18 protein-coding genes are annotated in these 23,087 nt (G+C 66.0%); 10 read left to right on the forward strand and 8 right to left on the reverse strand.

Going from position 1 to position 23,087, the window contains the following annotated elements:
* Positions 1-84: 84 nt before the first annotated feature.
* Positions 85-2,805: a TonB-dependent receptor gene (locus ACEQZ0_RS00990; protein ID WP_370187409.1), complete on the reverse strand. Its 2,721-nt coding sequence runs from the start codon at positions 2,803-2,805 to the stop codon at positions 85-87.
* A 259-nt stretch (positions 2,806-3,064) separates the two neighbouring features.
* On the opposite strand from ACEQZ0_RS00990, the gene typA reads away from it, so the two are divergent.
* Positions 3,065-4,885, forward strand: coding sequence for a translational GTPase TypA (typA, locus tag ACEQZ0_RS00995; RefSeq protein ID WP_370187412.1), 1,821 nt, complete (start codon positions 3,065-3,067; stop codon positions 4,883-4,885).
* Between the two features lie 74 nt (positions 4,886-4,959).
* Here the strand turns inward: typA and ACEQZ0_RS01000 are convergent, their stop codons facing one another.
* Complete coding sequence (locus ACEQZ0_RS01000; protein WP_370187415.1) at positions 4,960-5,799, reverse strand: outer membrane protein; 840 nt, start codon at positions 5,797-5,799, stop codon at positions 4,960-4,962.
* Between the two features lie 278 nt (positions 5,800-6,077).
* Here ACEQZ0_RS01000 and putP point away from each other — a divergent pair, with 278 nt between their 5' ends.
* Genes putP through ACEQZ0_RS01020 form a run of 4 tightly spaced genes read left to right on the forward strand, consistent with a single transcriptional unit; the run spans position 6,078 to position 10,500 of the window.
* On the forward strand, positions 6,078-7,559 hold the full coding sequence (gene putP, locus ACEQZ0_RS01005) for a sodium/proline symporter PutP (RefSeq protein ID WP_370187418.1): 1,482 nt from the start codon (positions 6,078-6,080) through the stop codon (positions 7,557-7,559).
* 40 nt (positions 7,560-7,599) lie between these two features.
* Positions 7,600-9,384, forward strand: a complete 1,785-nt coding sequence (gene ggt / locus ACEQZ0_RS01010; RefSeq protein WP_372529829.1) for a gamma-glutamyltransferase — start codon at positions 7,600-7,602, stop codon at positions 9,382-9,384.
* Between the two features lie 25 nt (positions 9,385-9,409).
* A complete protein-coding gene (locus ACEQZ0_RS01015; RefSeq protein ID WP_370187423.1) occupies positions 9,410-9,778 on the forward strand; it encodes a VOC family protein in 369 nt (122 codons plus the stop codon).
* 53 nt (positions 9,779-9,831) lie between these two features.
* Complete coding sequence (locus ACEQZ0_RS01020; protein WP_370187426.1) at positions 9,832-10,500, forward strand: extensin family protein; 669 nt, start codon at positions 9,832-9,834, stop codon at positions 10,498-10,500.
* A gap of 25 nt (positions 10,501-10,525) precedes the next feature.
* On the opposite strand, the gene ACEQZ0_RS01025 is transcribed toward ACEQZ0_RS01020, so the two are convergent.
* On the reverse strand, positions 10,526-11,293 hold the full coding sequence (locus tag ACEQZ0_RS01025; protein ID WP_370187429.1) for an esterase/lipase family protein: 768 nt from the start codon (positions 11,291-11,293) through the stop codon (positions 10,526-10,528).
* A 55-nt stretch (positions 11,294-11,348) separates the two neighbouring features.
* Positions 11,349-11,894 (reverse strand): DUF3617 domain-containing protein, encoded by a 546-nt coding sequence (locus ACEQZ0_RS01030; protein ID WP_370187432.1) that lies wholly within the window; start codon positions 11,892-11,894, stop codon positions 11,349-11,351.
* A gap of 96 nt (positions 11,895-11,990) precedes the next feature.
* On the opposite strand from ACEQZ0_RS01030, the gene uvrB reads away from it, so the two are divergent.
* The 4 genes from uvrB (at position 11,991) to ACEQZ0_RS01050 (ending at position 17,235) form a co-directional block, all read left to right on the forward strand.
* Entirely contained in the window at positions 11,991-14,186 is a 2,196-nt protein-coding gene (gene uvrB, locus ACEQZ0_RS01035; protein ID WP_370187436.1) for an excinuclease ABC subunit UvrB, read from the forward strand.
* A gap of 95 nt (positions 14,187-14,281) precedes the next feature.
* Positions 14,282-15,055 (forward strand): class I SAM-dependent methyltransferase, encoded by a 774-nt coding sequence (locus ACEQZ0_RS01040; protein WP_370187439.1) that lies wholly within the window; start codon positions 14,282-14,284, stop codon positions 15,053-15,055.
* Between the two features lie 46 nt (positions 15,056-15,101).
* Positions 15,102-16,601, forward strand: coding sequence for a S10 family peptidase (locus tag ACEQZ0_RS01045; RefSeq protein WP_370187442.1), 1,500 nt, complete (start codon positions 15,102-15,104; stop codon positions 16,599-16,601).
* A gap of 55 nt (positions 16,602-16,656) precedes the next feature.
* Positions 16,657-17,235, forward strand: coding sequence for a hypothetical protein (locus ACEQZ0_RS01050; protein WP_370187445.1), 579 nt, complete (start codon positions 16,657-16,659; stop codon positions 17,233-17,235).
* Here the strand turns inward: ACEQZ0_RS01050 and ACEQZ0_RS01055 are convergent.
* Positions 17,183-19,288, reverse strand: coding sequence for a protein-disulfide reductase DsbD family protein (locus tag ACEQZ0_RS01055; protein WP_370187448.1), 2,106 nt, complete (start codon positions 19,286-19,288; stop codon positions 17,183-17,185). The genes ACEQZ0_RS01050 and ACEQZ0_RS01055 overlap by 53 nt on opposite strands.
* Positions 19,289-19,313: 25 nt before the next feature.
* Between ACEQZ0_RS01055 and ACEQZ0_RS01060 the strand changes: the two genes are divergently transcribed.
* Complete coding sequence (locus ACEQZ0_RS01060) at positions 19,314-20,528, forward strand: FAD-dependent monooxygenase (protein WP_370187451.1); 1,215 nt, start codon at positions 19,314-19,316, stop codon at positions 20,526-20,528.
* 3 nt (positions 20,529-20,531) lie between these two features.
* On the opposite strand, the gene ACEQZ0_RS01065 is transcribed toward ACEQZ0_RS01060, so the two are convergent.
* From ACEQZ0_RS01065 to hemC, 3 genes are read right to left on the reverse strand one after another with little or no spacing between them, the layout of a single operon-like run.
* On the reverse strand, positions 20,532-21,422 hold the full coding sequence (locus ACEQZ0_RS01065) for a hypothetical protein (protein ID WP_370187454.1): 891 nt from the start codon (positions 21,420-21,422) through the stop codon (positions 20,532-20,534).
* Positions 21,423-21,468: 46 nt separating this feature from the next.
* Positions 21,469-22,161 (reverse strand): uroporphyrinogen-III synthase, encoded by a 693-nt coding sequence (locus tag ACEQZ0_RS01070; protein WP_370187457.1) that lies wholly within the window; start codon positions 22,159-22,161, stop codon positions 21,469-21,471.
* A complete protein-coding gene (gene hemC / locus ACEQZ0_RS01075; protein ID WP_370187460.1) occupies positions 22,158-23,087 on the reverse strand; it encodes a hydroxymethylbilane synthase in 930 nt (309 codons plus the stop codon). The genes ACEQZ0_RS01070 and hemC overlap by 4 nt, the downstream gene beginning before the upstream one ends.

The raw sequence follows: 23,087 nt of genomic DNA on the forward strand, positions 1-23,087 counted from the left end.
GCAATTCTCGCCGGTTCGTTTGCCTAAGGCAAAAGAAAAGGGGAGCCGAAGCTCCCCTTCCCCATTCGTGCTGTTCGCGCTCGATCAGAAGCGCATACGTGCCGCCACGCCGTAAGTGCGCGGCTGGTTCGGATAGCCCGAAACCGCCCGGCCCTGCGCTACCGCCGGGAAGACCGTGGTGATGTAGCGATCGTCGAGCAGGTTGCGGCCCCACACGCTCAGTTCCAGCCCCATGTCGAAGGCATAGGTAAGCGAGGCGTTGAGGTTGTTGACCTCGCGGGTATAGGCCCGCGCCGCATCGCGGGCGGGACCGAAGTCACGCGCGCCGGTGGCGGGATCGACGACGATGTAGTTGGTCAGGCCGTTCGTGACCTGCACCGGCGACTGGTAGGAGAAGTCGCCGCGCAGGATGATGCGGTCGCCGCGGGAGTTGATCTCCTTGTCGTATTGCGCGCCGAACACCGCCGACAGCTCGGGCACGCCGGCGACCGGTTCGCCCGTCAGATCGCCGACCGGCGAGTTGGGGAAACTGTCGTACTTCGCGTCGAGATAGGTCATGCCAAGGCTTAGCGTCAGCTCGTCACTGGCATAGAACTGGCCGTCGAATTCGACCCCGAAGGTTTCCTGCTTTCCTGCATTCGACAGGATGAACGAAGTCCCGGTGAAGGTGTTCGCCTGGAAATCCTCGATCGACTGCTGGAAGAAGGTCAGGTTCGCCGCGGCGCGACTCCAGTTGCCCTTGATCCCCACTTCGATCACTTCCGAATTCTCGGCGTTGGCGAAACGGGTGCCCGGGCGCAGGTTGGTGACCGCGAGGCCTTGGGACTGCAGCGCGGCGAAGTCCGCCGGAAGCGGGCGGCTGTCGCGCGACAGGTTGAAGCTCGGTGCCTTGTAGCCGGTCGCCCAGCTTGCATAGACATTGAGCGTCGGCGTCACTTCGTAGGCGAGACGGACGTTCCAGCTCCAGTCGTCATCGTCGGTAGCGCAATCTTCCACCGCGTTCGGGCAGTTCTGCATCGGCGGCAGGAACTGGAACGGGGTCAGCGCCAGCAGCGGGTTGACCGCCGGATTGGTATCGTTGGCATCGGCAAAGGCTTGCGCCTGCGGCTGGACCCCCGCCTGGATGGCGGCGAAGCCTGCCGGGCTCACGCCGGCAAAGGCTGCGATTTCGGCCTGCGTGGCCAGCGGACCCGCGCAGAAGCCTGCCGGGGCAGCGAGGCAAACCTGCTGCGCCACGCCCTGCTGGAATGCCTGCGCGAAGATCGCGCGATTGCCCGAGGCGACCAGATCGATGTTCGAGAACACGTCGGTGCTCACCGAATTGGTCACGATCTGCTTCTTGTCCTTGGTGTAGTTGGCACCGAGCGTGAGGACGAGCCGGTCGGTGATCTCGAAATCGACATTGCCGAAGATCGAGAACGCCTCGTTGTCCTGGACGATGTTGTTGAAGAAGCCTTGGCCATTGGCGAAGAACTGGCCGGTATAATCGGTGCCGTTGAGCGCCGACAGCGTGGCTTCGAGCGTGTTGACATTCTGCGTGCCGCCGGTCGCGCCGCGCAGCAGCAGGTCGGCGTAGGGGCGGAAGGCCGGGCCGAAGACGATGCTGTCCGAGGTATCGACGCGCTCGTCGAAGTAATAGCCCCCGACCAGGAAGTTGAACGGACCGTCGAAGTCCGAGGCGAACCGCAGTTCCTGCGTGAAGGTGTCGATGTCGGCATCGCCGATATTGGCGCCCGTAACCGCCGGGAGGCTGGTGAAGTCGACGTCCTGATCGGCCGCAAGATGCGTTTCGCGATAGGCGGTGATCGACGTCATCGTGATCGGGCCGAACTCGTAGTCGACCTGGCCCGAGATGCCGTAGTTTTCGATCCGGTTGATCGGGTCGACGTCGGTATAGATCACGTCGCCGTCGGGATTGTTGCGGAAGTCGTTGACCTGGCCGCCAAGCAGCTGGATCGCCCCGAGCTCGGCCGAGGGCGCGACATTGAGCACCCCGCAGCAGCGTTCCTTGATCTTGTCGTAATCGCCGATCACGCGCACGCGCAGCGGGCCGCCATCGTCGAACAGCAGCTGGCCGCGGGTGAACCAGCGGTTGCGGTCGTTGATGTCTTCGCCATTGGCGCCATTGGTCAGGAAGCCATCGCGCTTGTTGATCCCGCCGCCGACGCTGAACGCAACCGAGTCGCTGATCGGTCCGGTGACGAAGCCCTTGGCAACCATGGCGTCGTAATTGCCGTAGCTCGCCTCGACCATGCCGCCAAAGTCGAACTGCGGTTCCTTGGTGACGATCGAGATCACGCCGGCGCTGGCGTTCTTGCCGAACAGAGTCGACTGCGGACCGCGCAGAACCTCGACGCGCTGGATATCGGGAAGGTCGGAAATCTGCGAAATCGCACGGCTGCGATAGACGCCGTCGACGAACATCGCGACCGACGGTTCGAGGCCGATGTTGTTGCCATCGGTGCCGAAGCCGCGGATCGAATAGCTGGTGGCGAAGGCGCTCTGGTTCTGGCTGACGCGGAGCGAGGGGACCACGGTGGCGAGGTCGGCCACGTCGCGGATCTGCGCGCGCTCGATCGTCTCGGCGCTGGTCACGCTGACCGCGACCGGGGTTTCCTGCAGCGTCTGTTCGCGCTTGGTCGCGGTGACCACGATCACGTTGTTGTTGGCGGGTGCCGCGGTCGTATCCTCGGCATCGGTGTCGGCATCCTGCGCCTGCGCGGCGGCGGGCAGCACCAGCGCAGCGGCGCCGGCAAGCAGGGCGGTACGAACGGTCGCGTTGCGGCCGAAAGTATTGAATTTCATGAAAGGTCCTCTTCTCTCAAGACGTCTTTTCGGTCTGCTGCGCAGTCCCCAAAACACGCAGGCGGCCCGCGCGTTACCAGACTCCCAAGGCCTCTCAAGGGTTTAGCCGACGAGTGTCGCACCTCTCCCGACGTGTGTGCCTTTCGCGTTACACCGCAGCACCTTGCCGCATTGCAGCATCTAAGCTAGGGGCGCGCCCGAAACGCGTCGGGCCCTTCATGCGTTGACGCTACGACACCCTAATCGAAAGCAATTTCTCATGTCCCGCGACCTTCGCAACGTGGCGATCATCGCCCACGTCGACCACGGCAAGACCACTCTCGTCGACCAGCTCTTCCGCCAGTCGGGCACCTTCCGCGAGAACCAGCGCGTGGAAGAACGCGCGATGGATTCGAACGACCTGGAAAAGGAACGCGGGATCACCATCCTCGCCAAATGCACCAGTGTCGAATGGAACGGCACGCGGATCAACATCGTCGACACCCCTGGCCACGCCGACTTTGGCGCCGAGGTCGAACGCATCCTGAGCATGGTCGACGGCGTGATCCTGTTGGTCGATTCGGCCGAAGGTCCGATGCCGCAGACCAAGTTCGTCACCGGCAAGGCGCTCGGCCTCGGCCTGCGCCCGATTGTCGTGGTCAACAAGATCGACCGCGGCGACGCGCGCCCGCAGGCCGTGCTCGACGAGGTTTTCGACCTTTTCGCCTCGCTCGACGCGAATGACGACCAGCTCGACTTCCCTTCGCTGTGGGCGTCGGGCCGCGACGGCTACGCCAGTGACGACGAACACGCGCGCGAAGGCAATCTCGAACCGCTGTTCAAGCTGATCGTCGACCACGTCCCCGCGCCGGGCCTCGACACCGAAGCGCCGTTCAGCTTCCTCGCCACGCTGCTCGACCGCGACAATTTCATGGGCCGCGTTCTCACCGGACGCGTCCAGTCGGGCAAGATCGACGTCAACGACCCGATCCACGCGCTCGACGCCAACGGCAATGTCATCGAAGTCGGCCGCGCGACCAAGCTGCTGTCGTTCGACGGCCTCGACCGCGTGCCGGTCGACAGCGCACAGGCCGGCGACATCATCGCGCTGGCGGGCCTCGAAAAGGCGACCGTCTCGAACACTATCGCCGATCCTTCGGTGAAGACCCCGATCGAGGCGCAGCCGATCGACCCGCCGACGCTGGCGATGCAGTTCTCGGTCAACGACAGTCCCCTGGCCGGCCGCGAGGGCAGCAAGGTCACCAGCCGCATGATCCGCGACCGTCTCTATCGCGAGGCCGAAACCAATGTCGCCATCCGGATTACCGAGAGCGAGGACAAGGACAGCTTCGAGGTCGCCGGCCGCGGCGAACTGCAGCTCGGCGTGCTTATCGAAACGATGCGCCGCGAAGGTTTCGAGCTCGGCATCAGCCGTCCGCGGGTGCTGTTCCGCGAAGAGAACGGCCAGCGCATGGAGCCTTTCGAGACGGTCGTTATCGACGTCGACGACGAGCACTCGGGCACCGTCGTCGAGAAGATGCAGCGCCGCAAGGCCGAGCTGACCGAGATGCGTCCCTCGGGCCAGGGCAAGACCCGCATCACCTTCTCCGCCCCCAGCCGCGGCCTGATCGGCTATCACGGCGAATTCCTGTCCGACACGCGCGGCACGGGCATCATGAACCGCCTGTTCGAGAAGTACGACACCTATCGCGGGCCGATCGAAGGCCGCCAGAACGGCGTGCTCATCTCGATGGTCCCGGGTGAAGCCGTCCCCTATGCGCTCAACGCTCTGGAGGAGCGCGGCGAACTGTTCATCCGCGGCGGCGCGAAGATCTACGAAGGCATGATCATCGGCGAAAACGCCAAGCCCGACGATCTCGAAGTCAACCCGATGAAGTCGAAGCAGCTGACGAACTTCCGTTCGACCGGCAAGGATGACGCGATCCGCCTGACCCCGCCGCGCGTGATGACGCTCGAACAGGCGATCGCCTATATCGACGATGACGAAATGGTCGAGGTGACGCCCGAAAGCATCCGCCTGCGCAAGGCGATCCTCGACCCGCACGAGCGCAAGCGGGCGAAGCGCGCGGCGCAAGCGTAAGGCTTTGGTTCCGGACATGAAAAAGGGCGGCCCGTCATACGGACCGCCCTTTTCTTGTCTCGGCTTGCGGCCGGTCAGAAGCGGAAGTTGATCCCCGCGCGGATCGACTGGACCTTCAGATCGTCGGCCGGCTTGATATTGGTCCCGCCCGAGCGGAGCAGGAAAGGATTGGTGGCCGGCGCGGTGCCCTGGCCGACGGCGACGTAATAATCGTCGTCCTCATAGCGGGTCACCAGATACTCGACGTTGAACGAAAGGTTGTCGGTTATGTAGAGTTCGCCGCCGGCACCCAGCTGCGTCCCGAACACCCATTTGTCTGCATTCATCGGAGTGAAGCTGTTGGCGGTGTTGGTGGTGGCGAAGCCGTGCTTCATCTTGCCATAGGTCGCACCGCCGGTGGCATAGATCAGGCCGCGCCCACTGCCCGGCGAGACGCCCAGCCGGCCACGCAGAGCCACCGAATAGTCGACCTCGCGCGAGATCGAATAGGATGCCGGCGTCGTGCTGAAACCGGTAGAATAGTCGACGGCGTTCGGTTTCGAAGCCTCGAGGACGAGCCCGGCGACCGCCGGCCCGTCGACACGGACGTCGTAACCGATCTTGGCCTGATAGCCGAGACCGGTATCGTCATCGCCGCAAGCCGCAGAGGCGGGCGTACCGATGGGACGGCCGTTGCACAGCCCGGGCGAGAAGGCATTGGCACCGGTGATCGTACGAACCCGGTTGTCGTAATTGCCATCCTGGTCGGTATCGAAAACGATGCTGTCTGCCAGACTGTCGTCGACGGTTTCGGCGCTGATCGAGCCGCCGACGTAAAAGCCGGTGAAGAAGTCCGGATCGGCATCCTGCGCGGCGGCTGGCGAAGCGAAGCCTACCGCGATCGCCGCGGTGGCCAGTAGTGTCGAATTTTTCATGGAATACCTGTTGCTTGCGTGAACCCTGTTGCCCCTAGAGACGCCCAAGCCATCATCTCGTTCCAAGTATCCGTACAGCTTTTCCGCGGCGATGCAAAGTTGCAACATATGCTGAACGCCGGCTTGATCTCTGCGGGTTGCAGGAGACTTCCCGATACCGGCAAAGACCCCACGCTATTCACTGTGTGTTCGCGGTCTATTCTATGGTGTAATTCGTCGATCGGGGCCCCCGGCTGCCGCGGTAGCCAAGCCCGGTTACGTTTGTTACGAGTGCGCGCATGCAGACCGGAACCCTGATCTCGCTCGCCCTCTATTTCGTCCTCATGATTGCTATCGGCCTGTGGGCCTGGAAGCGCTCGACCGACACCAGCGAGGGCTATCTCCTCGCCGGCCGCAACCTTCATCCGGCGGTCGCAGCGCTTTCGGCAGGCGCTTCGGACATGAGCGGCTGGCTGCTGCTCGGCCTGCCCGGCGCGCTCTATGCGAGCGGGCTGGTCGAAGCCTGGATCGGCATTGGCCTGTTCATCGGCGCGCTGGCCAACTGGTTCATCGTTGCGCCACGGCTGCGCTCGCAGACCGAAAGCTACGGCAACTCGCTGACGATTCCCGAATTCCTCGCGAACCGCTTCCCCGACAAGGCAGTTGCGCTGCGCGTCATCTCGGCGCTGATCGTGGTGGTGTTCTTCTCGGTCTACACAGCAGCCGGCCTCGTGGGCGGCGGCAAGCTGTTCGAAACCAGCTTCGCGGGCCTGTTCGGCGATATGGGCGTAAGCGACTACACGCTCGGCATCTGGCTGACCGCGCTCGTGGTCCTGGCCTACACCATGGTCGGCGGTTTCCTCGCGGTGAGCCTGACCGACTTCGTCCAGGGCTGCATCATGGTCGTCGCGCTGGTGCTGATGCCGCTGGTGGTCATGTTCGGCGCGGGCGGCGAAGCGGGCGGATCGCTGAGCGATGTTCCGGTCGAAGGCTTTCTCGACCTCACGCACGGATTGACGCTGCTGGGCTTCATCAGCGCGGTGACCTGGGGCCTGGGCTATTTCGGACAGCCGCACATCATCGTCCGCTTCATGGCGATCGACACGGTCGAGAAGGTCAAGACCGCGCGCAACATCGGGATGAGCTGGATGGGTGTCGCGCTGATCGGTTCGATCGGCATCGGCATCGCCGGCCGCGCCTATGTCGAACGCAACGGCATCGCGATCGAGGATCCCGAGACGATCTTCATCGTCCTCGCCAACCTGCTGTTCCATCCACTGGTGACCGGTTTCCTGCTGGCGGCGCTGCTCGCTGCGATCATGTCGACCATCAGCTCGCAGCTGCTCGTCGCCTCGAGTTCGCTCACCGAGGATTTCTACAAGCTGTTCCTGCGCAAGAATGCCGGCGAGCGCGAAAGCGTGAATGTCGGTCGTATCTGCGTGGCGCTGGTAGCCTTTGCCGCGATCGTCATCGCAGGCGATCCCGACAGCAAGGTCCTTGGCCTCGTCGCCAATGCCTGGGCAGGGTTCGGCGCGGCCTTCGGCCCGCTCGTCATCCTCTCTCTGACCTGGGACCGGATGACCGGCGCGGGCGCGGTCGCAGGCCTGATAACGGGCGCGGGCGTGGTTATCGCGTGGATCGCGCTTGGCTGGAATTCGGCGCTGCCCGGAATGGAACAGGGTCTCTACGAAATCGTCCCCGGCTTCATCGCCGCCTGGCTCGCCATCTGGCTGGTCAGCAAGGCAACCGCCGGATCGACCGCGCACCCCTTGCCAGCCTGACCGGGCTTCGCCACACCGTCTCCGACACGGGGAGACGATGATGCGCATATTTCTCGCGGGCATAGCCGCACTGGCCCTCACGACCATGCCTGCGGGCGCGGAGGAGAGGTCCGCCCTGCCGCCGGTGGAACAACAGATCGGCGCCGGTGGCCGACCGGTGGGCGCGAACTGGAGCCGCAGCCCGGTAATCGCCCAACACGGCATGGCCGCCACCGCGCATCCGCTGGCGACGCAGGTTGCACTCGACGTGCTCAAGGATGGCGGCAGCGCGGTCGATGCGGCGATCGCCGCCAATGCGGCGCTCGGACTGATGGAGCCGACCGGCAACGGCATCGGGGGCGACCTCTTCGCGATCATCTACGACCCCAAGACACGGCAGCTCCACGGCATCAACGGATCGGGCCGCAGCCCCAAAGGGCAGACGCTCGCCCAGCTCAAGGCCAGGCTCGACGACCGCGACGCCCTACCCCCCTTCGGCGCGTTGCCTGTGACCATCCCGGGCACGGTCGATGCCTGGTTCGCCATGCATGCGAAGTTCGGCCGGCGCAGCATGGCCGACAATCTCGCCCCCGCCGTGAGCTATGCCCGCGAAGGCCACCCGATCGCACCGGTCATCGGCATGTATCTCGCGGCCAATCTCGAACGCTTCGAGGAGCACAGCGCCGATTTCGATTTCTCCAATGCGCGCAAGGTCTGGTTCGCCGATGGCGGGCCGCCCGAGGCGGGAGAGATCTTCACCAACCCCGACCTCGCCAACACGCTCGAAACGATCGGCCGCGAGGGGCGCGATGCCTTTTACGACGGCACGCTGACCCAAGGCATGGTCGCTTATCTGCAGGAACAGGGCAGCGCCTTCACGCGTGCGGATTTCGCCGACCACCACAGCGCATGGGTCGAGCCCGTCTGCGTTGCCTACAGGAAGGGTTACGAACTGTGCGAGTTGCCGCCCAACAGCCAGGGCTTCGCCGCACTGCAAATGGTCAACATCCTCAAGAACATCGATCTCTCGCAATGGGAGCGCGGCAGCCCCGATGCGATGCACTACATGGTCGAGGCCAAGCGCCTCGCCTATGCCGATGTCGCGCGTTTCTATGCCGATTCCGACTTCGCCAGCTTCCCGCAGGACCTGCTCACCGACGCATATGGTGCGGAACGGTTCGAGCTGATCGATCCGGCCAGGGCGACGCCCGAGTTCGGCCCCGGGGAGCCCAAGCTCGAGGGCGAAGGCGATACCACCTACCTGACCGTGGTCGATGGCGACGGCATGATGGTCAGCCTGATCCAGTCCAATTATCGCGGAATGGGGAGCGGTCTCGTCGCGCCGGGCACGGGATTCATGTTCCAGGACCGCGGCGAACTCTACAGCCTCGATCCCGCTCACCCCAACGCCTATGCCCCTGGCAAGCGCCCCTTCCACACGATCATCCCCGCCTTCGTGAAGAAGGACGGCAAGCCCTATATGACGCTGGGCCTGATGGGCGGGGGCATGCAGCCGCAGGGCCATGTGCAGGTGCTGGTAAACCTGGTCGACTACGGGATGAACCTGCAGGAAGCGGGCGACGCTGCGCGTTTCAACCACGATGGTGGGCGCCAGCCGACCGAGGCCCTGACCGGCCCTGCCGCCGATCCGCTCGGCACGCTCTACGTCGAACCGGGCATACCGGCGGAAACGGTCGAGCGGCTTCGCGCGATGGGGCACACGGTCGAGGTGGTCGACAACGGCATCATGTTCGGGGGCTACCAGGCGATCGCGCGCGATCCCGAAACGGGCGTGCTGACCGGCGCGACCGAAATGCGCAAGGATGGCCAGGCAGCGGGATATTGAGCGCAAGCGATCAGGGAGAGCGGAGATGGCGAAGGTAACCGGCCTCGGCGGAGTGTTCTACGTGGTCGAGGACCCGGCAGCGACGCGGGAATGGTATCGCGACGTGCTGGGCATCGAGGGCGAGTACGGCCCGCAGCTCGATTGGGCCGAGGAGACGGGCGACAAGCCCTACTCGCTGATCAGCCACTTCAAGGACGATGAATACATCAAGCCCGGCACGGGTGGCTTCATGATCAACCTGCGGGTCGACGATTGCGACGGAATGGTTGCGCAATTGAGGGACAAGGGCATCGAAGTGCTCGGCCATGTCGATGAAGGTTACGGCAAATTCGCCTGGATCCTCGATCCCGACGGGGTGAAGATCGAGCTTTGGGAGCAGCTCCAGGCTCCCTGATCGCGGTTCGCCGTTAGCGATAAATTAACGATGGTTCGCGCAATGTGCGGGCCATGCGCTCGCATCCCGCCATTGCTCTCCCTCTCCTCCTGATCGTGGCGGGATGCGGCGCAATACCTCAATCGCAGCCTAGTGGCCGGATCGCGCGCGAAGCGGCAGCCCCCGCAGTCAGCCTCGCGCGCCCCGAAGCACGCCAGTGCCAGGCCGAACTCGGCCAGAGCGGGTCGCTCTTCGCGCCGCTACCCGACAAATTCTACGGTGCCGGTTGCTCGACCACCAACAGCGTCAAGCTCGACGGGGTCGGCGGCGACCGCAACCAGTTCACCGTGACCAATCTGGGCGTGGTCGCCTGCCCGCTTGCGAACAGTTTCGCCGGCTGGGCGCGCTATGGCGTCGATCGCGCCGCGCAGCAGATCCTCGGCAGTCCGCTGGTACGGATCGAAACCATGGGAAGCTATGCCTGCCGCGATGTCGCGGGAACCGGGCGGCTGAGCGCGCATGCGCGCGCCGAGGCGATCGATGTCGCCGCATTCGTGCTGGCCGACGGACGCCGGATCTCGGTCAAGTCTGGGTGGAATGCTGGGCAGGACGAGCGCGAGTTCCTGCGCGTCATCCACACCAGCGCGTGCAAGCGTTTCGGAACCGTCCTCGGACCCGATTATAACCGCGCCCACCAGGACCATTTCCATCTCGAATACGGCAAGGGTTCCTACTGCCGCTGAGCGCTGTCGCGCACGTAGTCGGGGGTCAGTCCCGGTCGAGTTCCGCCAGCAAGGCCCGCACCGCCTCATGCGTCAGGACGAATCCCATGTGCGAGCAGCGCAACGCCACCGCGCGGTCGCGTTCGCCGGGCTTGCCGCAGGCGGCACGCGGGTGGACGACCCCGTCCTTCGGGCTCCAGAAGGCAACCGTCTCGACCGGCGGCTTTTCATGCAGCACGGTATCGATTTCGGGTTCGTCGACGCGATGGCCGGCAATCGCCTGATAGGCACGCCAGCCATTGTTCGCGCGCGGACTGCCCGAAAAGGGCGAGCCCATCGTCACGACCTTGGCGACTTTGTCGGGATGCGCCTTGGCGAGTTCGCGCGCCATCACCCCGCCCAGGCTCCACCCGACCAAATGAATCGGTTCGCCCGTCCGGCGGTGAAGGTCTACCAATCGCTTTTCGACCATGCGGAAGCGCGCTTCGGTGGCGCCGAGATTGTATCCGAGGCCCCATTTCTTCGCGGTATGCCCTGCCGCCTCGAGCTTGCGCGCCATCCACCGCATGCGGATGGGGTGCGCGCCGAAGCCGGGCAATAACATCACCGACTTTGGATGGGTCGCTCGCGCGATTTCGAGCGGGGCGCCGACCAACCGCCGGACCGGCTCGAGCGGCCACAGGAATTCACGCAACATGAGCTGCCAGCGCGGCCCGCGCGCGTCGTCGGGGCAAGGCTCAGCCGCCAGCGCCCAACGGCGCGCCAGTTCCTCGCGGTCGATGAACGGCGTGTCTCTGAACGGTAATGTTGCCATCACCGTGTAATAATGCGGCAGCCACGGGTTGGCTCCCGAATTAATCTTCGGTCGTCTAAGCGTCGCAGTCGCCGATGCGTTCCTGCGAGCTCTTCATCGTCATGGTCATGCTCTGCCCGTTAGGGGCCTTGGCATCGACCGTCATGGTCATTTGCGAAGCGGTTTCGCTGCCCGTCCCGGTCATGGTCATGCGCGCCGCGCCCTGCCCATCGGCATTGCAATTCATGATTGCGTCGATCCGGCCGCCCTCGGCATCGAATTTCTCGAAGGTGCAGTCGCCATCGTCTTCGCGCGCCTGCCGCGCCATTTCCTCGAAGCCCTTGTCGGCCTCTTCCTTGGTCAGGCAGTATTCGTGCGTCTGCGGCCCCCGGTCGAACATGCCGCTCATCATGTCCTGCACCTGCTTGGGCGCGCCCGGCATTTCCATGTTCACGAATTCGACCGTGGCGCGATACTTGCCCGGTTGCGGCCGGACCATGTCCTTGGACTTGGCGGCGGCTTCCTGCATCGAAATCTCGCCATCGCCGTCTGCATCGGCGCTGGTACCGCCCCCGCAAGCGGCGAGGGTCAGGCTGGCGGCGGCGATCGCGATACGGCGCATGGGTGGTCTCCCGGTCTGAGGCGGCAAGGCTAGCAGCCGCACCGCGAGAGGCAAGCACCGTTGCGCCCTGCCCCGCCGTTCCCCATATGTGCGCGCATGAGCGAACTCGTCATCCGAAGGGGGCTGGAAGAGCCGGATACCACCGGCGAGTTCGTCCCCCACAAGCCCGCGCGCCCCGAAAAATCGATGCCGGGCAAGAAGTTCAAGCTGGTCAGCGACTACACCCCCAGCGGCGACCAGCCGACCGCGATCGCCGAGCTGACCGGTGCGGCGAGAGATGGCGAGCAGACGCAGGTGCTGCTCGGCGTGACCGGTTCGGGCAAAACCTTTACCATGGCCAAGGTGATCGAGGAACTGCAGCGCCCGGCGCTGATCCTTGCGCCGAACAAGATCCTCGCCGCGCAGCTCTATGGCGAATTCAAGAGCTTCTTCCCCGAGAATGCGGTCGAGTATTTCGTCAGCTATTACGACTATTACCAGCCCGAAGCCTATGTGCCCCGGTCCGACACATACATCGAGAAGGAAAGCTCGGTGAATGAGGCGATCGACCGGATGCGCCACTCGGCCACGCGCGCGCTGCTCGAACGTGACGACGTGATCATCGTTGCTTCGGTGTCCTGCCTCTACGGTATCGGATCGGTCGAAACCTATTCGGCAATGATCTTCGACATCAAGACCGGCGAGACGGTCGACCAGCGCGAGCTGATCCGCAAGCTCGTCGCCCTGCAGTACAAGCGCAACGACGCCGCCTTCGCGCGCGGCAATTTCCGTGTCCGCGGCGACAATCTCGAGATCTTCCCCAGCCACTATGAAGACATGGCCTGGCGGATCAGCTTCTTCGGCGACGAGATCGAGGAAATCAGCGAGTTCGACCCGCTCACCGGCAAGAAGGGCGTCATCCTCGACAAGGTCCGCGTCTACGCCAATTCGCACTACGTGACCCCCGGTCCGACGATGAAACAGGCGAGCGAGGCGATCAAGTTCGAGCTGCAGGAACGGCTCAAGGAATTGCACGAGGAAGGCCGGCTGCTCGAAGCGCAGCGCTTGGAGCAACGCACCAATTTCGACCTCGAGATGATTGCCGCCACCGGCTCCTGCGCGGGAATCGAGAATTACAGCCGCTTCCTCACCGGGCGCCTGCCTGGCGAGCCGCCGCCCACGCTGTTCGAATACCTCCCCGAAAACGCGCTGCTCTTCGTCGACGAAAGCCACCAGACGGTGCCGCAGATCGGCGCGATGGCGCGCGGCGACCATCGCCGCAAGATCACGCTCGCCGAATATGGATTCCGCCTGCCCTCGTGTATCGACAACCGCCCACTGCGCTTCAACGAATGGGACGCGATGCGCCCGCAGACATTCTGCGTCTCGGCCACGCCGGGCACATGGGAGATGGAACAGACCGGCGGCGTTTTCGCCGAACAGGTCATCCGCCCCACTGGCCTGATCGACCCGCCGGTCGAGATCAAGCCGGTCGAGGACCAGGTCCAGGACTGCATCGAGGAATGCAAGAAGACCGCGCAGATGGGCTACCGCACGCTCGTCACCACGCTCACCAAGCGCATGGCCGAAGACCTGACCGAGTTCATGCACGAGGCGGGCGTCAAGGTCCGCTACATGCACTCCGATGTCGAGACGCTCGAACGTATCGAGCTGATCCGCGACCTGCGCCTTGGCGTCTATGACGTTTTGGTCGGCATCAACCTGCTGCGCGAAGGCCTCGACATTCCCGAATGCGGGCTCGTCTGCATCCTCGATGCCGACAAGGAAGGCTTCCTGCGTTCGGAAACCAGCCTCATCCAGACCATCGGCCGCGCCGCGCGCAATGTCGATGGCCGCGTCATCCTCTATGCCGACCGCGTGACCGGCAGCATGGAACGCGCGATGGCGGAGACCGAACGCCGCCGCGAAAAGCAGCGAGAATACAACGAAAAACATGGCATCACGCCGCAGACGATCAAGCGTCAGATCGCCGATATCGTCGCCGACACCGCCAGCCGGGACGGCGTCACCGTCGATACGGGCGACGACGAGCGCAACAACCTCGTCGGCCACAACTTGCGCGCCTATATCGAGGACTTGGAAAAGAGAATGCGTGCCGCCGCCGCCGATCTCGAATTCGAGGAGGCCGGCCGTCTGCGCGACGAGATCCGCCGGCTCGAAAACGACGAGCTCGGCCTCGGCGAAGGCGAGAAAAAGGCCCCCAAGGTCGGTCGCAGCGATGCAGGCCGTCCCGGCACGCGCAAGACGCGCTATGGGAAGACGCGCTACAAGCGGATGGGCGGCAAGCCCTGACCGTGACGTTCGTCGAGCGGCAACGCCGCTTGTCCAGCGGCCATTGAATTGCCCGCTTCGTGGCGCAGGATAGCTTCCTTTCGGGGAGAACCATCATGCGCACCATCCGTCTGGCGCTGGCCGCCGCCATCGCGTTTTCCGGCCCTACGCTCGCGCCGAGCATGGCGTCGGCAGCAGAGCCTGCACTTTACGCCGCCGCGCTTGCCGCGTCCGACCGCCCCGCCGAGGCGCGCGAACTCGACGAAAGCCGCAAGCCTGCCGAAGTGCTCGCCTTCCTCGGCCTCGAACCCGGTATGACTGCTGCAGATCTGCTCACCGGTACCGGCTACTGGGCCGAGATCATGGCCCATGTCGTCGGACCCGAGGGCAAGGTCGTCGCCTACCAGCCGAGCCAGTTCTATACCGACGAGGACAGCAAGACCGCGTGGAGCGCGCTGGAGGAGCGGGCGCCCGAAGTGAGCGAATCGCGCTATCCCTTCGACGCTTTCGCCCCGCCCGCCGAATCGCTCGATTTCGCGCTCATCAACCTGTCCTACCACGACATCTACTGGACCTCGGAACGGTTCAAGATCCCCACCACCGATCCGGCGGCCTATGTCGCCGCGCTCTATGCGGGAATGAAGCCGGGCGGCGTGGTCGGGGTGATCGACCATGTCGGTGAAGGCAGCGACACGCGCGCGCTGGTCGATGCGCTCCACCGTATCGATCCGGCGGTGGTCCGCGCCGATTTCGAGCGCGCGGGCTTCGTGCTCGAGGACACCAGCGATCTTCTCGCCAATCCCGAGGACGACCACACCAAGCTGGTCTTCGATCCCGCGATCCGGGGCAAGACCGACCGCTTCCTGTTCAAGTTCGTCAAGCCGCGTTGACGCGCACCGCCGCGGCCGACATGGTCGGGCAAACAAGGGGTAATCCATGATCCATCGCTCTCTCGCCGCGCTGGCTGCCGGCGCCATGCTCGTCGTCGCGCCCGCCCAGGCGCAGGACAAGGCCGGGGCCGACACACCTGCTGCCGTCACCGACTACAAGGCCAACTCGGCGTCGAAGCGCTTCACCGGGAACTTCGGGGGGCGGAGCGTCACCTACACGACGACCGTCGCCGAGCAGGTGCTCAAGGACGACAAGGGCGCGCCCCGGGCGGCGATCGTCACCACCGCCTATGTCGCCGAGCCGCGCGATCCCCGGCGCCCGGTGACCTTCCTCTTCAACGGTGGGCCGGGCTCGGCTTCGCTGTGGCTGCAGATGGGCGCCTTCGGGCCCAAGCGCGTCGCCATCCCCTCCGATGCGAAAGATGACGGCGGCCCGCCTTACCCGATCCTCGACAACCCGGACTCGCTACTCGACGTCACCGACCTCGTCTTCATCGATCCGGTCGGCACCGGCTGGAGCCACGCGATCGGCGATACCGATCCCAAGGAGTTTTGGGGCGTCACCAAGGACGCCCAGTCGGTCGCGCAGGTGATCCGCCAGTGGCTGAGCGAGAACGGCCGCTGGAACAGCCCCAAGTACCTTGGCGGCGAAAGCTATGGAACCACGCGCAGCGCGGCGGTCGTGAACGAGCTCGAGGGCGGCTATAACGACGTCGCTCTGAACGGCGTCATCCTGATCTCGACCGTACTCGATTTCGCCGCGGGGGCGGAGACCGAGGGCGCCGAGCTGGGCTATATCACCACCCTGCCCTCCTTCGCCGCGACCGCGCTCTATCACGGCAAGGCCAGTGCGCCCTCGGTCGAGCAGTTCGTCGAGGAAGCCCGGCAATTCGCTATCGGCCCCTATGCCGCCTTCCTGCTCAAGGGGCAGAAGGCGAGCGCCGCGGAACGCGCGTCTGTCCGCCGCGAACTCGCCCGCTTCACGGGCCTCGGCGAAACCTTCCTCGAAAACGCCGATCTGCGGGTGACCTCCGGCCGGTTCTACAAGGAATTGCTGCGCGACCGCGGGCTGACCGTGGGCCGGCTCGACAGCCGCTATACCGGGCGGGACTACGACAATGCGGGCGAATATCCCGACAACGATCCCAGCTTCTACGGCATCGACGGCGGCTACACCGCCGCGGTCAACGCCTATTTGCGCGACACGGTGGGCTACGACACCGACCGGCAATACGTTACCATCGGCGGCGTGCGCGACTGGGACTGGAACATCCGCGGCGGGCGCGACACCAATGCCTATCTCAACGTCACTCCCTATCTCGCCAAGGCGCTGCGCGAAAATTCGGCCATGCGCATCTTCGTCGGCCAGGGCTGGTACGATTTCGCGACCCCCTTCTTTGCCGCCGAATATGCGCTCAGCCGGACGGGGATCCCGCAGGACCGCGTTGCCTTCCACTATTACGACGCGGGCCACATGATGTATGTCCGCGACGAGGATCGGGCGAAACTGTCACGCGATATCCGCGCCTTCATCCGCAGCCGCTGAGGATAGACGGCGCGCCACGCTTGCACCGGCGCACGCCTGTGCCATAGCGCGGACGATGCGTCGCACCCTAGCCCTCGCCCCGCTCGCCCTGCTCGCGGCCTGCAAGCCCCCGGCCTCGGACGACTATGTCGAACGGACGCGGATCGAAACGCCGGTCGAGGGTCCGTCCGAACCGATCGACTCGCCCGACACCGAAGGGGCGATCTGGGCTCCGGCCGAGCGGGATACGCGGTTACTCTACGGCAAACCGGGCGAACGCCCGCTCTTCGCGCTCGAATGCCTGAGCGACGGCATGGGCCCGGAAATGGGCTATACCCGCTTCGCCAAGGCCGATCCGCATGCGCAGGCAATCCTCGCGCTGATCGGCAACGGCCATGTATCGCGGCTCAAGATCGATGCTGCACAGGTCGGCGATGCGTGGCGCTGGGAGGGTACTGTTCCGGCATCCGATCCGCGGCTCGATGTCCTCACCGGCGCACGCGAGGTCGAGGCTACGGTGCCCGGTGCGGGCAGCGTGATCCTCAATCCGAGCAGCCTGCCCGGCGAGCTGGTCGAACGCTGCCGTGCGCTGGACGAACCGCTCAGCGAGGAGGTACTGCCGCCCGAGCCTTCTCCACCAGCAGATCCGGCGTAAGCACCTGCGGCAGTTGCTCGGCTTCGCCGCCGGGCGCATACCACAGGTAGAGCGGCACACCCGCAGCCCCCTGCTGCGTGAGCATGCGGCTGATTTCCTCGTCGGGCTGCGTCCAGTCGCCGCGCATCGCGACGACGCCCGCTTTGTCGAAGGCCGCGCGCGTCGCCTCGCGCTCGATTGCGACGCTTTCGTTGACCTTGCAGGTAACGCACCAGTCTGCGGTGAACCAGACGAACACCGGGCGGCCCGCAGCGCGTGCCTCGGCCAGCGCAGCCTCGCTATAGTCGATCGGATCGAGCAGGCTCTCGACCGTTGCGGCCTGTGCCTCGGGCCGCGGCAGCAGCGTCAGGCCAAGGCCAAGTACCGCAAGCAGGCCGACGAAGACCACCGGCGCCCCTGTCCGGCCCCGACGCTGCAACAGCCCCGCCAGGGCCAGTCCCGCCACCGCCAGCCCGGCCAGCACGAGGATCAGTGCGAGATAGTCCCAGCCGCCGATCCGCCAAACGAGCCAGCCCAGCGCCAGTGCGGTGAGTCCCATCGGCAGCGCCATCCAGCGGCGGAAACGCTCCATCCAGGCACCCGGCTTCGGCAAGCGGCGGCGGATCGCGGGGACGAAGCCGACCAGCAGGAAGGGCAATGCGAGGCCCAGCCCCAGCGCGACAAAGACCAGCAGGCCGTGCAGCGGCTCGATCACCAGCGCCGCGCCGAGCGCCAGCGCCATGAAAGGCCCGGTGCAGGGTGTCGCGACGAAGGCCGCGAGCAGGCCGGTCGAGAAGGAGCCGCCGCGCGAGGGCGCCCCGCCCGAAATCGCCAGGCCCGGAACCTCGAACAGGCCGAGAAAATTCGCGGTGATCGCCAGCGCCAAAAGGAACAGGCCCACCACCACGGCAGGCTCCTGCAGCTGGAAGGCCCAGCCGATTTGCTGGCCCGCCGCGCGCAGCAGCAGGATCGTCGCGCCAAGCGCCGCGCAGGCGACCACCACGCCAGCAGTATAGGCCAGCGCATCGCGCCGCGCGGCGCGTTCCTCGCCCCCGGCCTTGGCCAGCGCGAGCGCCTTCAAGCTGAGGATCGGGAAAACGCAGGGCATTACATTGAGCAGCAAGCCGCCGGCGAGTGCGGCGAGCAGCAGCTGCCATAGCGCGGGCTCCGCCCCGCCGCCGCCGACCGGCCTGGCGCCTTCGAGCGGAATCTCGCCCGGAGCGGCGGCAAAGCGTACCCCGCGTCCCTGGCCGAGATCGAGGATGCCCGTAATCGCCGCGGGCCGTGGCGCCGCATCGGGCTCGGCGCCGGGGGGCATGGCTACGCGCTCTATTGGTACTTCGGCGATCAGCCAGTTGTCCTTGCGCAGGAAGGCCTGCCTGCCGTTGTAGAGTGGACGATCGCCCCGCCCCAATTCGCCGGTGCCGAGGAAGAGGTGGAGATCGCCCAGCGATGTGGCTGCGGGAAGCGGTATGGCGATCCGCAACCTTTGCGGGGTGAATGCGAAACGCGCGGGGCTGTCGAGCTGCGGCACGATCTTCGCCCGCCAGTTGCCGAAACGCGGATCGGCCTCCGCGCGCGCGGGATCGAGCGTAAGCTGCGCCTGCTGGGGCACGCAGATCGTGTCGGTGCAGGCAAGGTAGCGCGCCGTCAGCTTCAACGGCGCGACATTCGCCACCGCCGCCCCGCTGGGCACGGCGATCGGCACCAGCACCGCATATTCGCCTTCGTAGACGTGGTTCATCAGCCCGCCGACGACGAGCCGGTGCGGCAGCGGATAGAGCGGTTCCCCCGCAGTCCACCCCTCGGGCATCTCCCAATCGAGCTGCATGCCAAGCCCCGCATCGCCGGGGTTCGACCAGTATCCGTGCCATTCCTGCGAGACCGGAGTGAAATGGAGCGCGACCATCCAAGTCTCGCCCGGCTGCGGCGCGCTTTCGGCGACCAGTTCCGCGGGCATACGATCGCTGCCCGGGCCCTGCGCCGCTAGGGGCACCGCCATCGGCCCGGCGACGGCCAGTGCCAGCAGCAGAAACAGCGCGGCGACCCGCTCCAATATCCTTGCCTCGATCACGCAGGCCGCTCTAGGGACAGACCCCATGACAGACAAGCGAGACCTGCTGATCCTGGGCGGCGGCCTGGTGGGCATGACCCTGGCACTGGCCGCGGCGAAAAAGGGCTTTTCGAGCCATGTGGTCGACCGCGCCGATCCCGCCAGCCTGACCGCGGAAGGCTTCGACGGGCGCGCCTCGGCGATTTCGACTGCGAGTTGGCGGCTGTTTCGCCATATCGGGCTCGAGGACGTGCTCGAACCGCATGGCTGCGACATTGCCGCCATCGCGGTACTCGACCAGATGAAGCCCGGTCGGCTCGATTTCCGGCCCGAACCGCACGAAGGCACGCTGGGGCGCATGTTCGCCAACCGCCAGCTGCGCCTCGCGCTGCACGAGGCGGCGGCCGCGCAGCCGCTGATCGCCTGGCACGCGCCGGTAGAAGTCGTTTCGCGCGAGCGCGGCGAATTCGGCGTTTCCGCAACGCTAGGCGATGGCCGTGTGCTCGAAGCCGCGCTGATGGTCGGTGCCGAGGGTCGCGGCTCGCCCAGCCGCGAGGAAGCCGGCTTCAAGATGGCGAGCTGGGACTACAGCCACCGCGCGATGATCGTCGGGCTCGATCACACCAAGCCGCACGAAAACGTGGCGTGGGAGATCTTCTATCCCGACGGTCCCTTCGCACTGCTGCCGATGCTCGACGGCCCCGAGGGCCAGCATCGCAGCGCGCTGGTCTGGACGGTCGACGAAAAGGACGCCGCGGGCGTGCTCAAGCTGTCCGAGCGCGCCTTCCTCGCCGAGGTCTACAAGCGCATGGGCGACCTGCTCGGCGAGCTCTCGCTCAACAGCAAGGTATCCTCCTTCCCGCTGACCTTCCAGCATACCGCGAAGATCGTCGAGCAGCGCCTCGCGCTGGTCGGCGACAGCGCGCATGGCATGCATCCGATCGCGGGCCAGGGGCTCAATTTGGGCCTGCGCGACGTCGGCGCGCTGGTCGAAGTGCTCGACGAAGCGGCGCGGCTCGGGCTCGATCTCGGCGACGCGCAGGTTCTGGCCAGATACGAGAAGTGGCGCGCGCTCGATTCGCTCATGGTGATGGGCGCGACCGACAGCCTTACGCGGATCTTCGGCCTGCGCGGCAAGACCGCCAGCGCGGTGCGCCGCTTCGGCATGGCCGGAATCCAGCGCTCGGGCTGGCTCAAGCGCTTTTTCATGGACGAGGCGCGCGGCATCTCGGGCGATTTGCCCGAATTGCTCAAGGCCTAGCGGTCAGTTCTCTTCGGCGGGGCTCGGTTGCGCGATGCGGTTGCCCGCCCCGTCGCGCAGGCGGCGGGGTTCGAGCACGGCGGCGGTCTCGATTAAATCGAGCGCGCGTTGCAGCGCCGCATAGCGTTCCGCGTCGCGGATCCAGCCCTTGGCCTGCTCGGCACCCGGCAGATTGCGCACTTCGGCAATCGCCGCCTCGGTCCGCCCGCTTTCGAGGAACAGCCGCGCGCGATCCAGCCGGCGCTGCGGCTGTGGCGAAGGCGCGCTTTCACGCCGAATCACGAACAATTGCGCGAGTTCCTCGCCCAAGCGCTCGAAGCCGCTTCGCTCGCTCTGCTTGGCGAGCTGCGGCGAAAGCCCCTCGAGCCGCGCAATGAGCTGGTCGAGTGTGATCGGGTCGCGACTGGTGCGGATGATCGTATCGACCGCATTGGGCATGGCATCGCCGAACCGCAGTCGCAGCTGGTCGGCAAGATAGCCCAGCTCGGCCCCCTTTTCGAGCGCGCGGCGCGTGGCGAAGGCGATCAGCAATCCCTCGGCGCGCGCAGCATTGCCTGCTGCAGCTTGCGCCTGCAGGTCGAGCCGGGCGAGGCGCTGTTCGGCTGCCGCCAGCCGCTGGTCGAGCCCGCCCTGCTGCTCGGCCACGCGTTCGACCGCCTTCTGCGCCGCCTGGCTCGCCGTGGCGCTGGGAGTGGGCGAAGGATCCGCGGAGGCGGGACTGGCAAGACCCTGCTGCTCGGGTGCAGGGCTCGCGTCGGTCGGCGCTGCGCGATCGATCATGGTGTAGACCGCGTATCCGACGACCGCGCCCCCGAGGAGGAAGCTGGCAAGCACGGCGACCAGGACCGGCCGTGCCGACGGTCCCTTGCGCCGAGTGCTGGGTGTTGTGTTCATCAAAATCCGTTCCGCGACCCCGTCGGTCCCTCTCGCGGGAACCCTTCTATCCATGCCCGCCCGTCTGGCACAAGCCTTGCGCCAAAGCCAGTAGCTCGCTGTCCCCCGGTGCTTCGGCGGTGTGGACCGATCCCCAACCCTCGCCCGCCAGCTCGGCGACGCGCGGGCCGATCGTCGCGAGGTCGATCCGCGTCCGGTCGAGATCGTGACGGTCGCATTCGACCTTGAAGCGTTCGGCCGCCGCGCCCGAATGGAGCGCCACCACCCCGCCCTGGCGAAGCAAGGCGATATCCTTCTCGGCCAGGCTTTCGGGCACCGCGCGGTAAAGGATGCGCGTGTCGATCGCGATCCCATCGGGAACGCGCAGCGTGACCCGGTCCTCGCCCGCCAGCCGCAGCAGCCGCACTTCGCGCCCGGCGAGATCGTCGAGCAGGTTCTGCAACCCCCCGCGCCCGGTCCGCCCGACGAGAAAGCCCGCCCCGCGTGCCGCGTCGGCGGTCGCCTCGCCCACCGCGTGAACGGGCAGTTTGGTGAGCGTCCCGAGCGACTTGCCGCCATGGCGGAAGGCATTGGCGCTGCCGACCAGCAGGCCGTCATAAGTCTCTGCCTGGGGCACCCGCCATTCGACCGGTTCGATCGTGAACAGCGGCCGCCCGTGAACCTCCAGCCCCATGTCGCGTGCCATCTGCGCGCTGACCGACCACCCCGGCTCGGGCCGGAGGAGGAACAGCGGCTTCATGCGGATTGTCCGAAATGCGCGGCGACGGCGGGCGGAGCCCGGTCGAGCAGGCGGCGTGCGAGATCGAGCGGGCCACCGTCGTCGCCCGCCGCGAAGTCCGCGCTCTCGGCGATCCGGATCTTGCCGTCGGGGCTGAAGATCGCCGCTCTCAGCGAGATGTTGTCTCCGGTACTGCGCGACAATGCCGCGATCGGGCTGTGGCACGATCCGCCCAGCCCTTCGAGCAGGCGGCGTTCGGCGGCAATCTCGGCATGGCTTGCGGCATGATCGATCGCGATCAGCAGGTCGCGCACCCGCGCATCCCCGCTCCGGCATTCGATCCCGATCGCCGCCTGCGCGGGCGCGGGGAGCCATTCTTCCGGATCGAGCCGCACGCCGGCCGCGTCCTCGCCCAGCCGGTCGAGCCCGGCAGCGGCAAGGAAGGTTGCATCGGCCTCGCCCGCGGCAAGCTTCGCCATCCGCGTAGCGACATTGCCGCGAATGCCGACCACGGTGAGATCGGGTCTAAGGTGGAGCAATTGCGCCGCGCGGCGCGGAGCGCTGGTGCCGACGCGCGCACCGGCGGGAATTTCCGCGACCGAGGCGGCGCCGAGCAGCCGGTCGGCCTTGTCGGCGCGCGGCAGGATCGCAGCGATCGCGATCGCTTGCGGTCGCAACGTCTCGACATCCTTCATCGAATGCACCGCCGCGTCGATCCGCCCGTCGACCAGCCACTGGTCGAGCTCGCGCGTCCACAGCGCCTTACCGCCGATTTCGGCCAGCGGCCGATCCTGCACCTTGTCGCCGCTGGCGACCACGGGGACCAGTTCGACCGCCGATTCGTCCCAACCATGCGCCGCGCACAGGCGCGCACGGGCCTCGTGCGCTTGCGCCATGGCGAGCGGGGAGCGGCGGGTTCCGAGGCGGAGAATGGGCTGGGTCGGCAT

Origin of the sequence: Qipengyuania sp. (genome assembly GCF_964227205.1) — a bacterium.
Classification (GTDB): Bacteria; Pseudomonadota; Alphaproteobacteria; order Sphingomonadales; family Sphingomonadaceae; genus Qipengyuania.